The organism is uncultured Kordia sp. (assembly GCF_947489565.1).
GTDB lineage: Bacteria > Bacteroidota > Bacteroidia > Flavobacteriales > Flavobacteriaceae > Kordia.
This window is the reverse complement of the sequence record NZ_CANLEA010000015.1, coordinates 64,653-79,399: the sequence shown is the minus strand read 5'-3', so window position 1 is coordinate 79,399 and position 14,747 is coordinate 64,653. Positions and strand designations below refer to the sequence as shown.

The following is a 14,747-nucleotide window of genomic DNA, read 5'->3' as shown; positions in this document are numbered from 1 at the left end:
CAAAAGAAATGGCGCTTTTCCAGAGGTATTTCTAGTTTTCTTTTAGTGAAAAACTAGAACCGCATGAACTTTTCTAAATTTTTTCCAAGGCTTCAAAAATTTTTAACGAAAAGCTCCTACTATACTGCGGAAAAGATAAAAACGCAATCTTGATTCTTATATCAAACTCTCATTAAAAATAAGTTATTAGTTGAAGAAAAGCCAAGTTTCGAAAAACCTGACTTTTGCTCAATTAAAAAACTAATCCAAAATAGTTTAAATTAACACTTAGTGATTTTTTTAGTATCCTGGATTCTGAGTTAGATTAGGATTCGCATCTAATTCAGAATTTGGTATCCATATCAATTCATGTTTTGATGTTTGGTATGTCCCGCCACTTAACGATTTTGGATGGTATGTTTGTGAACCATTGGTTACGTGTAATGATGTTTGTCCTAAATAATCATCTGCTAAATTCCAACGTACTAAATCGAAGAAACGATGTCCTTCTCCAGCTAGTTCCATAGCTCTTTCGTCAATGATTGCTTGGCGCATGTCTGCTTGACTTAATGCTGTTGATATTGGTGTTAAACCAGAACCTGCTCTTTCGCGAACCATGTTTACATAGTTTCCTGCTGACATTGTCATTCCATCTTCGTTTAACGCTTCTGCCAACATTAATAATACATCTGCATAACGAATTACACGCCAGTTGTTACCAACATTTGTTCCTAAGAAATCTACTTCTCCTCTTGTTCCTAAATCCATTCCTGAATATTTTTTAGAAAAGATTGGTTCAACGTTTGCATCTGTTGCTACAGGAATATCATCAACAAAGTCTGTATTGAATGGCAATCCACCATAACCTGTGGCTCCAGTATAATCGTATGCTAAGGTTTCGTTTCTACGGAAGGTATCTCCGTTTGCTTCAAACAATGCTCTTAACCAAGGATTTACTACGTGACTTTGATCTGGAGATTTTGCTGGTGGCGCATAATCAATATGATAATTCCCCATCGTTCCCGTTTGTGGAATGTCTGATCCCCAAACAAAGTTTGCTTGTCCTAAGAATTGTAATTCAAATACAGATTCTGAATTGTTTTCGTTCGTCGTTGTAAAGTTATCTCCAAATTGAGCTGCTGGCAATAAACTGTATTGCCCCACTAAATCATCTAGTGTTTGGTGTGCGTTAGACCAATCGCCCATATATAAATAACTTTTTCCTTTTAAAGCTCTCGCCGCACCAGACGTTGGGCGCCCTAAGTTTTCACCTGACCAGCTTGATGGTAACATTTGTTCTGCCATTTCTAAATCGGCAATAATTTGCGTCCAAACTTCTTGCATTGTTGCCTGATTTACTAATAAGTTATCTAAATCAGGTAAATCTGTAATTAAAGGAACATTCCCGTAAAGGTTTACTAAATACCAATAATCAAATGCTCTTAAAAAATATGCTTGTCCCACCAAAGCATTGTAATCTGCTGTTGGAATGGCTGTTGTCGATGTATTTACAATAATATTGTTACATCTGGCAATCGACTTGTATAATTCTTGCCAAGGTTCTGTTGCCCAACGATCGCCAGGATTTCCTTGAAATGTTGACATTGCTGTGTTGCTTCCGAAAGGAAAAATATTGAATTCATCCGAACGTAATAAAGCACCAGTATGTACAATTCTTCCCCAGAAAAATGTTCCTGTGATTGGGTGAAATGCTCCGTTTACTGCGGCTTCTACTTGTTCCACAGAAGTACCGAAGTTTGCGGTCGATGTTGCGTTGTTGTTTTGTTGATCTAATACATCATCAGAACAAGCAACTACAACAAATACCAATGCGAGTGTTAGTAAGCTAACGACTGATTTTAGGTTCATTAATTTTTTCATCTGTAATTTTTTTTATTTTAGAAACTTGCTTGTAATCCAATACTAAATGTACGTGCGTTTGGATATGCTCTTGCATCCAAACCTCTTCCTAATAATGGGTTTACATTAGGTCGTAATCCAGGAACACCTGAATTTAAGTTGGCTCTACCTCCGTTTGTGGAAGCAACATCTGGATCGTAACCACTATAGTTAGTGATGACAAATACATTTTGAACGTTTAGTGATAAACGAACGTCTGCAATCCAATCGACACCTAAGAAACCATTGTCAAAATTGTATCCAATTTCTAGGTTTTTAAGTCTGAAGTATGATCCGTCTTCTACGAAGAATGAAGAAGGTTCCCTGTTTCCTCCTGGATCTGCTTCTGTAGCAATTGGTATGTTTGTGTTTGTGTTTGTTGGTGTCCATGCATTTAATACATCTGTTAATTTACCACCATCTTGCCAAAGAATATTGTAATAACGGCTTAAGTTGTAAATATCATTTCCTTGTACACCGTTGAAGTTTAAAGCAAAGTCAAACTTCTTGTATTCTCCAGTAATGTTTAAACCATAGGTAAAATCTGGTGTTGGATCTCCAATAATTGTACGATCGTCTTCGTTTACTGTTCCATCTCCGTTGGTATCTACTCGTACAAAGTTTCCTGTTGCTGGATCTACTCTATCTTCTACAACCCAACCGTAAAATGCTCCTACAGGTCCGTTTGCTTCCGTTCTGTTTACCACACGTAAATCTTCATCAATTCCAGGTCCTAAGATCGTTGCAGGAATGTCTTCTGCTTCATTTTTAAGATTGAAAGAAAAGTTTGTTGCAATCGTATATTTAAAATCTCCTTCTGATTTATTATAGCTTAAGTCAAATTCAAATCCGTTGTTTACTAAGGTACCTGCATTTCTGGTCACAGGCAAACTTACTCCTGAAGTTGATGGCACATTGATTGGCACCAAGGCATCTTCTACATTTTTAGAATAGTAATCGGCTGTGAATTTGATTTTGTTATCTAACAACGCCATATCAATACCAATGTCAAATGTTTTTGTAGTTTCCCACACTAGATTCTCATCAGCCAATGTTGTTTGTGCTAAACCTGTTGCGGTAGTTCCACCAAAACTTGCGTTAGATTGATTGGCTAAGAAAACTGCTTGTGTTGGGTAAAATTGATCTGGATACGATCCTAATTCACCATACGAAGCTCTTACTTTAAAGAAGTTGATGGTTTCTGAGTTCCAGAATTCTTCGCTACTTACATTCCAAGCTCCTGAGAATGCTGGGAAATAACCAACTCTATTGTCTTCTGCAAATCGTGAAGAAGCATCGCGTCTTACTGTTGCAGAGAATAAGTATTTGTTGTCATATCCGTAGTTTACTCTACCAAAGTATGATAGTAAAGCTGCTTCATTGCTAGCACCAAGTGTTTGTGTAACCGAAGTCAACGCACTTGCTACTTGAATTGAGTTTGCTGGAGTTCCTTCACCGTATACACCATTGCTATCTTGTTTTTCAATAAAACGTGTATGTCCTAAAACCGCTTCGAATTTGTGCACATCGTTGAATGTCTTTTTGTATGAAATGGTTGGTTCAAACAATAGATTTACATCATCTTGTACAAAGTTTGTCAAGTCGTTTAATTCATTTACGTTACGAACAGGATCAATACTGTTTCCACTCGTTACAGGATTTGTCATTAAGTATGTTGGCGTAAACTGGAAGTTTCTTCTGTTTCTATAATCTACACCTAAGTTTACAGAAGCTGTTAGTTCTTCTGTGATTTCATAATCAATTTTTAAACTTGCGAACATGGTTCTTGTCGTTTCTAAATTGTTTTCCAAAGAAGCCAATCCGAATTGGTTGACACCACCAGGACCATGAATTGGATCTGTTGGCCCAGCAAATCCTCCATCATTGTTTGGATCTGATAAGGCAATTGTTGGCGCTGTAGTTCCGTCAAAACCATACCAGTTATTTTCTTGCAATTTACCTTCTGTCATACCTAATGACTGTGTGATGGTAAATTTTCCTAATTCATGTCTAGAGTTCAATCGTGCGTTTAATCGCTTAAATCCTGAACCTACTAAGATACCATCTTGGTAGAAGTAGTTTACAGAACCGAAGTATGATGATTTTTCGCCTCCACCAGCGATGGACAATCCATAATCTTCCACAATTCCTGATTGTAAAGATTCTTCTTGCCAATCTGTATCTACACCATTCCAAGTTACGGTTGTAGACGAACCATCATTTGCAAATCGTTGATTTAAGTAATCTGTATATTGTTGACCATTAATGAAGTCTAATCGTTTGCTTGGCGAATCGACACCAATTCTTGAGTTAAAATTCACTCTTAATGCTTGATCTTTTTTTCCGTGATTCGTTGTAATTAAAACCACTCCATTCGCTGCTCGCGATCCGTAAATAGCTGCCGCTGCAGCATCTTTTAATACAGAAATGTCTTCTATATCTTTCGGATTCACATAATCCATATTATCGACAAACAATCCATCTACAATATATAGCGGATCTGCGTTGCTTAAAGAGTTGATACCACGAATGAATACATTGGCAGAACCACCAGGTTGTCCACCAAAGCTTTCTACTTGTATACCAGGCAATCTACCTTGTAAAGCTACGGTTGGATTACCAGCAATGGTATTCGTAATTTCTTTTCCTTTAATGGTACTTACTGCACTTGTTGCTTGTCGTTTACTAGAAGTTCCGTATCCTACCAATACGACTTCATCTAAAGCTGCAGTATCTTCTTCTAAAGTTACATCGAGCGTTGCTTCTCCATTGTAGGCTACTTCTTGAGTTTTGTATCCTACATAGCTAAACACAAGAGTGTCGCCAGTATTTACATCGTTTAATGAATACTTTCCATCAAAGTCAGTTACGGCACCATTTGTAGTTCCTTTTACAGTAACATTTACGCCAGGAAGCGGAATCGTTCCATCGGTAACTGTCCCCGAAACTGATTGCGCATTTACTGCAAAACCAAATAAGGCAAAGGTCATACAGCATAATAGTCTTATTAATTTTCTATCCATAAGAATATTGTTAAGGTTAGTTAGTTGATTAAATTTATTAATTCGTTTTTATAAATGTAAATATTACGCTTATTACTTTTTTCATAAAAAAATCTAAGATGCTTTGGCACCTTAGCTGAACAGCGAAATACTAAACTGTGATACAGTATGCTACTTTACAAATATACACTAATTTTTCACATGATTAACAAATCATCAAAAAAAAGTTAAAAAATTTATAAATAATGCAGTAAAAGCCTTTTATTACTGCGTTATAGTGAATTACGCCTTTTTATTTCTGACGGAATGATTCGGTGAATTGGTGTCAAATATTTGACATACGCCGCCGATTCTTGCGCCATTTTTTTAAAGTCTGCAGAGATGGTCGTGATGCCTCCAAAGATAATTTCTTTCACATCATTATCATTATGTGCCAAAATACCAACGTCCTTCCCTATCGTATAATTTGCATATTTACAATCGCGTAACACCTGCCATAAATGTGTATCACTGATGAAGAAATATAGTGTGTTAGGTTTGACACTTCCTTGCTTGTATTTTTTTTCAATCGTACCTTTTATGTTGTAGGTTTTGATGAATTTTCGAAATGCATTTTTGATTCCTATCGGATAATCGGTATCATCACGAAAGAACAACGTCATTTTTGCGTACTTGTTGATCGCTGGCAATAATTCTTCTAAACGTTTGTAGGTAGAATGCTCAAATTCCTGAGAAATGTATGAGTATTCATTTGACATCGGAATGAATCTGTCAATTACTAACAATTTGTCCGATGGAATATTTTTTAGAATGCTTGGCATTTCAGGCGTTGGAATTGGCGCAATCACATACATTCCGTATTTCCCCGTAATGGTACTTAAAATATTTTTGAAAACATCCAGATTGTTGTGATGAAAAAATACATCGATATGGTATTTTTTACCCAATTCTTTTCTAAATGTATTGTAAAAGTCCTCTTGAAACGAATGAAACGCAAATAAAAGTAACGCCACTTTGAGTTTTATACGCGTATTTGTGTTTGAAATATAATAGCCTTTGAATTGTTTGGACTCCACCAAACCTTTGCTTTTTAAATCCTCATACGCACGTACAATCGTTTTTCTAGCAAAACCAAGTTTGTTTACCGTGCTATTGATTGAAGGCAAACGATCTCCCTTTTGTAAGGTTTTGTCATTAATAGCATTGATAATACCATTGACCAATTGTTCATGTTTGGAATGTAAACTTTCGTTTTTGAGTTCTATGATTTTTTCAAATACAGCATCCATGTGTAGCAATACAGTTTAGACTTCAAAGTTAATACCTTTTGCAATTAACTCTTGATATTTTTCATGATTGAATTTATAGTAGAATGCGCCTTTTTTGGAAGTCGATTTGTCTTTTTCTTCCAATTTAATCAATACGCCAAACGACAATACTTTTTTACGGAAATTACGCGAATCCATTTTCTTTTGGTAGATAGCTTCGTATAGTATTTGCAATTGTGGAAGTGTGAATTTTTCGGGGAGCAATTCAAATCCAATAGGTTGATATCGTGCTTTGCGTCGCAATCGTGCCAAGGCATCTTTTACCATTTGATCGTGATCTAAGACTAAGGCAGGCAATTCATCAAACGGATACCAAATAGCATTGTGTTTTTCTACCAAATTTTTATCGTACTCATCAATTCGTATCAACGCATACTGCCCAATAGAAATACATCGGTATCCATCATCTCTCTCAACAGCATTGTAGGTTTTGAGTTCTTCCATGAAGACATTTTGTAAACCCGTGATTTCTTCTAGGACTCTGTTGGCTGCTTCCGTTACACTTTCATCCAATTTTACAAAACTTCCAATGAGTGATAAGGCGCCTTCTTGCGGTGCTATTCTACGTTTAAAAACTAATAATTTAAGTATTCCATCATCAAAACCAAATATAATACAGTCTGTTGCCACATACATTTTGTCATGCATACCATATTTGTCTTCTTTCCACATATAATCAAATCGATTTAAAAAATATAACTACTATTATACTCCAGTTTAACATACATAATATTCAAATAAAACTTTAAAAACATTTAGTATGTTATTTACAAAAAACTGAATCTTAGTTTTTTATTTTCGTTTTCTTTGTTCGCCCAAAGAAAAGAAACAAAAGAAACGGCGCTTTTCCAGAGGTATTTTTAATTTTCTTTTTGGGAAAAATTAAAACCGCATGAACTTTTCTAAATTTTTTCCAAGGCTTCAAAAATTTTTAACGAAAAATTCCTGCTATACTGCGGAAAAGAAGAAAAACTCTCCTGATTCTAACCTCAAGCTGACCACTATTTAATGCTTTCAAATGTAGTCAAATTAATTGAGTTGTGCTTTTCGCAGAAAATTCAGCAAAAAGAAAAAATAATAAACGTAATATTTACATTTATTATTTTTATTGTATATTTACGCACCTTAATTTTTTATTGTGCCAGCATTAGACAAACATTATTTTAAAGATTTTAAAACAGAATTGACGGTGACTTCTCCAGGGAGAATTAACCTTATTGGAGAGCATACTGATTATAATAACGGTTTTGTATTACCGACAGCTATTGATCGGAAGATTCACTTTTATTTTCGAAAAAATGATACCGTTACTACCTGTAATATTTATAGTAAAAGCTACGATGCTTTTTTGCAGGTCGATTTAAAAAATGTACGTAAAAGTGACAAAGAATGGGAAAATTATGTTTTAGGTGTAATTCATGAATTGTTGATGAGAAATGCCACACTTTCTGGCTTTGATTGCATTATTGAAAGTGAATTGCCTATTGGTGCTGGTATAAGTTCGTCCGCAGCATTGGAATGTGGTATGGCCATTGGTTTAAACGAATTTTTTAACCTAAAACAACCTGTTGAAGAATTGATTCGACTTTCACGCGATGCAGAACATCGTTTTGTTGGTACAAAATGTGGAATTATGGATCAGTTTGCCGTGGTCATGAGCAAAGAAAATCATGTGCTCCTACTCGATTGTCAATCATTGGATTATGAATTGATTCCTGTACATATTGCTCCGTACCAAATTTTGTTATTGAATACCAATGTTTCACACAATTTGGCAAGTAGTGAATATAATAAGAGACGTGAAGAATGTGAATCGGGCGTAAAAATTATGCAACAAAAATATCGTGCAATACAATCTTTACGCGATGTATCTTTGTCTATATTAAAGGAATTTGAATCGCAATTAGACAGGATCGTTTATCAACGTTGTCAATATGTAATTTCAGAAAATGAACGTGTTTTAAAAGCTGTACAAGAATTGAAAGCTGGAAATTTAGAAGCGTTTGGGAACTTAATGTATCAATCGCATGAAGGTTTGCAACATTTGTATGAAGTGAGTTGTCCTGAATTAGACTTTTTAGTAGATTTTTCAAGAGCAAATACTCATATTTTAGGTTCTAGAATGATGGGCGGCGGTTTTGGTGGTTGTACTATCAATATTATTCATGAAGATGATGTGGAAGCCTATATAACTGAAGTTTCTGAAGCGTACAAACATACGTTTCATCGAGAATTAACAGCCATTGTTGTCAATCCGAGTCAAGGAACTTTTATAAAAAATTAATCATAAAAAACGATCAAGATGAAGCCAAAAATAACATTGAAATCATTAGCAGAAATTTTAAATGTTTCGGTATCTACTGTTTCAAAATCTTTGGCAAACAATCCTGAAATTAGTGACGAAACACGTTTGAGAGTCAGAGCCGTAGCTACGAAATACAATTACATACCGAATCAGTATGCAGTGCGACTCCGAAAGGGAAATACCAAAACTATTGGCGTGATTATTCCAAATATTTTGAATCCGTTTTTTGCAAAAGTGTTGATTGGTTTGGAAGAAGTACTTTCTAAAAAAGGCTATAATATTATCACGTCCATTTCGCATGAATCTACTGAAAAAGAGATCAAATGTGTCAAAACGATGTCGCTCGGTTTTATTGACGGATTGATTATGTGTTTGGCGAAAGAAACACAGATCAATAAAGAGTTTTCGCATTTGGATATGATCATTGATAAAGAACTTCCAATGGTACTTTTTGATCGAATTCATAATGATATTGAGTGTGACAAAGTGATCAACGACGATTATGAAGCTTCGTACAGAGCAACTACACATTTAATACAAGATAAAGGTTGTAAAAATATTGCTTTGGTATCGTCAATTGCAGATGTACATTTAGGAAAGTTACGTTTGGAAGGATATCAGCAAGCCTTGATAGATCATGGAATTGAAGTGAATCCAAGTCATATTATCAACTCGCCAAATTTGATTGATTTTACGTCGCGAATTCCGAGTGCATTGAAAGACCAAAGTATTGATGGTTTTTTTGGTGTGAATGAATCTGCTATCATGAAAACGATCAATATTGCGAAAAAAATGGAGTATGATATTTCTACATTGGTTCCAATTGCAGCTTTTTGCAATACGTATCAGTTACGAAATCATCCTTCGCTGATTATTGTAGATCAACACGCTACTGAAATTGGACATAAAACGGCGCAACTCATGTTAGATCGCTTGTTAAAAGATGAACAGAAAAGTTATACAACGGCTACTGTTAAAGCAAGTTTAGACTATAAAACCTATTAAATCAAGATGAAACAGAAAATAATTGTTACTGGCGGTTGCGGCTATATTGGATCGCATACTGTGATAGAATTGATCACGCATCAATTTGAAGTTGTCATTCTGGACGATTTATCAAATTCGAACATTAAAACACTAGATCGCATTGAAAAGATTACGGGTGTTAGACCCATTTTTGAAGAAATTGATTTGAAAGATACCGAAAAGACAAAAGCAGCTTTTTCAAAACATGCAGATGCGGTTGCTGTCATTCATTTTGCAGCATATAAAGCTGTGGCTGAATCGGTTCAAAATCCTGTGATGTATTATAAAAACAACTTCTTTTCGTTACTGAATACGCTAGAAGCACAATTGCAGGAAGGAATACATAATTTTATTTTTTCATCTTCTGCAACGGTATATGGCAATCCAAAAACATTACCAATTACTGAAGAAAATGAAGTACAACGTCCTTTTTCTCCGTATGGAAATACAAAGAAAATTGCTGAGGAAATTTTAGAAGATATCGTCAAAGCCAACACAGGTTTTTCAAGCATTTCTTTGCGTTATTTTAATCCGATTGGCGCACATACTTCTGGAGATTTGGGAGAATTGCCAAACGGAATTCCAAACAACTTAATGCCCTATATTACACAAACTGCTGCCGGAATTCGCAAAGAGTTACAGGTTTTTGGTGATGATTATGATACGAAAGATGGTACGGCGATTCGCGATTATATTCACGTAGTCGATTTGGCAGATGCGCATGTAAAAGCTGTAAAACGACTGATTCACAAAGAACAAGAGCAAGCGTTGGAAATTTTCAATTTGGGAACAGGAAATGGTTATACGGTGTTGGAAGTGATTCAATCTTTTGAAAAAATCACCGAAAAACCATTGAATTATAGAATTGTTGGAAGACGTGCTGGCGATGTTCCTGCCTTGTATGCTTCGACAAAAATGGCGAAAGAAAAACTAGGTTGGGAAACCACTTTGGGCATTGATGATATGATTTCCACCTCATGGAAATGGGAAGAAAATTTAAAGAACGAATAAGACTGTGTCATGGATATTTTGAAAGAACCGCATATTAGAAAAAATATATTAACAGGTGATGAAGTATTGGTTTCACCGCATCGTACCAAGCGTCCTTGGCAAGGAAAAGTAGAAGATCAGTTTGTGCCTGTAAGTTTGGAATACGATCCAAATTGTTATTTGTGTCCAGGAAATACACGTGCTAGCAGAGACGTAAACCCGAATTATGAAGATACCTTTGTATTTACCAACGATTACGCTGCTTTGAAAGAAGATACCGAAGCTGCCGATTATGTTTCTGGATTGTTGGAAGCTAAAGCTGAAAGAGGAATTTGTAGAGTGGTTTGTTTTTCACCAAATCATTCATTGACACTTTCTAAAATGGAGATTCCTGCTATTGAAAAAGTGATTACCACTTGGCAGCGTGAGTTTGCAGAATTGTCTACGCTTGATTTTATCAATAATGTACAGATTTTTGAAAATCGCGGTGATATTATGGGTTGTAGCAATCCGCATCCACATGGACAAATTTGGGCACAGAAATCCATTCCGACAGAACTTCAAAAGAAAACGCACAATTTTGCAAAATATCATGCTTCTAATCAAAGCAAAACCTTGTTAGAAGCCTACTTAACACAAGAAATTCAGGAGAAAGAACGCATTGTATATGCAAACGAGCATTTTGCAGTGCTGGTTCCTTTTTGGGCAGTTTGGCCGTTTGAAGCGATGATTGTTCCCAAAAAAGCCATGAAAAATATTTTGGAAATGACTCCGGAAGAAATTACGAGTTACGCAGACGCCATCAAAACCATTACGAGCGTGTATGACAAAGTATTTAATGTCCCATTTCCCTACTCTGCGGGAATTCATCAAGCACCAACAAATAATCAATCCAATGATGGTTGGCATTGGCATATGAGTTTTTATCCGCCGTTATTACGTTCAGCAACGGTGAAGAAATTTATGGTTGGTTATGAAATGTTTGCCATGCCACAACGCGATATCACAGCCGAAAAAGCTGCTGAAATGTTGAGAGATTTGGTCTAAGCTTAAAACATCAACTTATTGATAATTTCAAAAAAGTATTTTTTGTAGGTTTCGCCAATAGGCAATTCATTTCCGTTACTCATTTGTACAGAAATTGTCGTGGTTTTTACTATGTTTTTAATGGAAACAATATAGGATTTATGCGTTTTGATAAATAAATCTTTAGACAATTGCGTTTCAAAGTTTTTCAAGGTGTTATAGGTTATAACTTGGCTATTTACCGTATGAATACACACATGATTTTTTAAACTTTCAATGTATAGAATATCATTGAGGAACACTTTTTCGAAGTTATTTTTCCCATCCGTTTTTATAAAGATGAAATCATCCGTATTGGTGGAAGATTGCGCCTTATTTTTTCCTTTTACTTTTAATACTGCACTGTAAAATCGTTCAAATTCAAAAGGCTTTAATAGATAATCGACGGCATTTAATTCATAACTTTCTAAAGCAAATTTAGGATATGCCGTAGTGAAGATGACACTGACTTTGTCTTTGACTATTTTAGACAATTGAATTCCCGTAATCGTAGGCATTTGTATGTCTAAAAAGAGTAAATCTAGTGCTTCGTTTTCAATGATTCCGATTGCTTCAACCGGATTTGACGTTGATCCTACCAGTTCTAAAAAAGGAACTTTCTTTATATACGATTCTAGCAAACGTATTGGTGGCGTTTCGTCATCTACGATTAAACATTTCAAATTCTTCATATTAGTTTTTTAACGGAATTTTTAAATATGCTGTATATATTTCGTGCGCTTCGTCATGTTTTAATTCATAAGCATCTTCAAACAATAACTGCAATCTCTTTTTCAAATTCTCCTTCCCTATTCCAGAACCGCTATAATTCTGTCCTATTGAAATTTTATTTTCTGTAGTAATCTCCAGAAAATCTGAGGTGATGTCTATGGTAATTTTTGCTGGATGATCCATGTCGTTGATAATTCCATGCTTGAAAATATTTTCTACAAAATGAATTAAAATTAACGAAGGCATTTTTTGTGTTGTAACAGCTCCTTTTATGGTAAAATCGAGATGAAAATTGTTTTCAAAACGCTTTTCATAAAAATACATATAATCCTTGATAAACTTTATTTCTTGCGTTAATGGCATAAAGTCTTCTTTGGTTTCATAAGTCAGATAACGTAATAATTCAGATAATTTATAAATTCCTTTAGCAGTTTCTGGTTTGCTTTCTGCCAATTCTGAATAGAAAATATTGAGCGTATTGAATAAAAAATGTGGTTCGAGTTGTGTTTTTAAGATGTCTAATTCTGCTTTTTGCCGTTCTATTTGAAGCTGATGAATTTTTGACATACTTCTTAAATAGTTAAAAAGAAAATACATAAAAGCACTGAACAAACCAGCTTTTAAAGCGTAAAAAGCATTGTCAAAAATATAATACCAAAACGTTCGGGTTCTGTCTCCATAATTATGAAATCCGGTGATACTATACATAATAATTTCTTCCATTAGGAATCTAATCCCTGCAAAAACAAAAGACAATGAAAATAAACCTATTATAAACAGAAGTATTTTTTTCTTAGCTAAGGTATTCGGACAAATCACTTTATAATTAAATACATAAGTTCCAAAAAAAGCAATATTGAAAGTTGTTAAATACGAAATCCCTAAAGCCAATTCATTAAAGAAAATTTTGCTTCCCATTTTATTATACTCATCCAAAATATGCATGGCTATAATAATGAAAGCAAGTAATAAATGATATTTAAATGTATTCTTTAGATTCATATCTCAAAAATATGCATAAAAACAACGGATTTCTTCGCGAGAAATACAAAACTCCTGTTTGACAGGACAAAACACAGCACACACACAACAAAATAAAATACCGTGATCATCTTCTGGTTTCATCTTTTAAGACCTGTATTTGATGGAGTTCTCCTTTTTGGTATTTGATCAAAATATAGTTTTGGGACTGTAAATTAATTCTAAAATCCGCATCATGAAACTATATACATTTTTCACTTGTTTGTTAATATGCACCACCATATATGCGCAAAAGCAGCTGTCTTTGAATGACGTTCAAAAACACACTCACTATTTTTCAATATCAGAGAATTACGAATTTTCAGAAAACATTCAAGAAATGTTGGCTCAAGGAGCAAAAGAAAGTCAATTCATTGGTATTGCTGAAGTTCATCAATCCGAACAGTTAAGTCATTTTACAGCTGCTTTTTTACGCATTCTAAAATCACATGAATTCAACAATTTTGCTTTGGAGATTGGTGATTATGCGACTTCTATTCTAGAAAATATTTCTAAAAAACCAGCTGAAATACAACACAAACTTAGCATATTGAACAAAAAGTACGGAAAAAGTAGATTCCCGTATGTGCCATTTATTTTTGTTGATAAAATTGCAGATGTCAAATTCATCCAAGAAGCTTCAAAATTAGACTTCAATCTTTGGGGAATTGATCGTGAATATGAATTTTCATACTTGTTGCATTTCGACAAAATGTACGCGCTTTCTACAAAAACATCTGAAATTACAACTGCCTATCAAAAAGCTAGAAAAATCTTGAAAAAGAACGCTTTTAAAGATAAAGTCTCTGGTGAATCTAAGTATTGTTGGTTGCTGAACGAACCTTCTATAAACGACTTTTTAATGCTTGTATCAGAAGAAACCACACTGAGAAACTATGCTAATGAATTGAAAAATTCATGGAAAATTTACTGTCGATTCGCTACCAAAAAAGGCGGAAGCACTGCACGAGCAACCTATATGAAGCGTAAGTTTGATAGTTTGTATACTGTAGCTACGACACAAGAAAAATTGCCAAAGGTTTTGGTAAAACTTGGCGGCGTGCATTTGACACACGGAAATTCACAATACGGACGCTATGATGTTGGAAGACATTTACACGAAAAAGCCAAAGATAATAACACTAATTTCTTAGCAATTCGTCATGTATGGCGCTATAAAAACGGGAAAGATCAAATTGGGAAAAGTGGCTGGAAGAATACGCGTTTTTTAATGCAATTAGGGAAAAAAGACCAATGGACATTGATTGATTTACGACCTCTAAAAAAGTTGGTTGCAACACAACAATTACAAGTAGATACAGGCACTGCATGGGAACTTAAAAATTATGATTGGTTCTTAATTTCTCCGAATGATTCTAAAGGTAACATAAACAGATAAAA

The 14,747-nt window shown here is 34.7% G+C and carries 11 protein-coding genes; 5 read left to right on the top strand and 6 right to left on the bottom strand.

The features are described 5' to 3' along the window. Nucleotides 1-279: 279 nt before the first annotated feature. The 4 genes from Q0845_RS19300 to Q0845_RS19285 all read right to left on the bottom strand — a co-directional run bounded on the left by Q0845_RS19300 (nt 280) and on the right by Q0845_RS19285 (nt 6,880). Entirely contained in the window at nt 280-1,860 is a 1,581-nt protein-coding gene (locus Q0845_RS19300; protein WP_298516723.1) for a RagB/SusD family nutrient uptake outer membrane protein, read from the bottom strand. A 17-nt stretch (nt 1,861-1,877) separates the two neighbouring features. Next, nucleotides 1,878-4,901: a TonB-dependent receptor gene (locus tag Q0845_RS19295; protein ID WP_298516721.1), complete on the bottom strand. Its 3,024-nt coding sequence runs from the start codon at nt 4,899-4,901 to the stop codon at nt 1,878-1,880. Nucleotides 4,902-5,152: 251 nt separating this feature from the next. Next, nucleotides 5,153-6,169 (bottom strand): GntR family transcriptional regulator, encoded by a 1,017-nt coding sequence (locus tag Q0845_RS19290; RefSeq protein ID WP_298516719.1) that lies wholly within the window; start codon nt 6,167-6,169, stop codon nt 5,153-5,155. 15 nt (nt 6,170-6,184) lie between these two features. After that, nucleotides 6,185-6,880 (bottom strand): NUDIX domain-containing protein, encoded by a 696-nt coding sequence (locus Q0845_RS19285; RefSeq protein WP_298516717.1) that lies wholly within the window; start codon nt 6,878-6,880, stop codon nt 6,185-6,187. A gap of 466 nt (nt 6,881-7,346) precedes the next feature. Between Q0845_RS19285 and galK the strand changes: the two genes are divergently transcribed. From galK to Q0845_RS19265, 4 genes are read left to right on the top strand one after another with little or no spacing between them, the layout of a single operon-like run. Continuing rightward, nucleotides 7,347-8,492: a galactokinase gene (gene galK / locus Q0845_RS19280; protein WP_367180686.1), complete on the top strand. Its 1,146-nt coding sequence runs from the start codon at nt 7,347-7,349 to the stop codon at nt 8,490-8,492. Nucleotides 8,493-8,510: 18 nt separating this feature from the next. Next, a complete protein-coding gene (locus Q0845_RS19275; RefSeq protein ID WP_298516715.1) occupies nt 8,511-9,518 on the top strand; it encodes a LacI family DNA-binding transcriptional regulator in 1,008 nt (335 codons plus the stop codon). A gap of 6 nt (nt 9,519-9,524) precedes the next feature. Continuing rightward, entirely contained in the window at nt 9,525-10,550 is a 1,026-nt protein-coding gene (gene galE, locus Q0845_RS19270) for a UDP-glucose 4-epimerase GalE (protein WP_298516713.1), read from the top strand. 9 nt (nt 10,551-10,559) lie between these two features. Further along, the gene (locus Q0845_RS19265) at nt 10,560-11,576 is read left to right on the top strand and encodes a UDP-glucose--hexose-1-phosphate uridylyltransferase (RefSeq protein WP_298516711.1); all 1,017 of its coding nucleotides are present in this window, start codon (nt 10,560-10,562) and stop codon (nt 11,574-11,576) included. A gap of 2 nt (nt 11,577-11,578) precedes the next feature. Here the strand turns inward: Q0845_RS19265 and Q0845_RS19260 are convergent, their stop codons facing one another. Together Q0845_RS19260 and Q0845_RS19255 are read right to left on the bottom strand one after the other, a co-directional pair. Further along, a complete protein-coding gene (locus Q0845_RS19260; protein WP_298516709.1) occupies nt 11,579-12,286 on the bottom strand; it encodes a LytTR family DNA-binding domain-containing protein in 708 nt (235 codons plus the stop codon). Nucleotide 12,287: 1 nt separating this feature from the next. After that, complete coding sequence (locus Q0845_RS19255) at nt 12,288-13,328, bottom strand: sensor histidine kinase (protein WP_298516707.1); 1,041 nt, start codon at nt 13,326-13,328, stop codon at nt 12,288-12,290. Between the two features lie 214 nt (nt 13,329-13,542). Between Q0845_RS19255 and Q0845_RS19250 the strand changes: the two genes are divergently transcribed. Continuing rightward, on the top strand, nt 13,543-14,745 hold the full coding sequence (locus tag Q0845_RS19250) for a hypothetical protein (protein ID WP_298516705.1): 1,203 nt from the start codon (nt 13,543-13,545) through the stop codon (nt 14,743-14,745). Nucleotides 14,746-14,747: the final 2 nt, after the last annotated feature.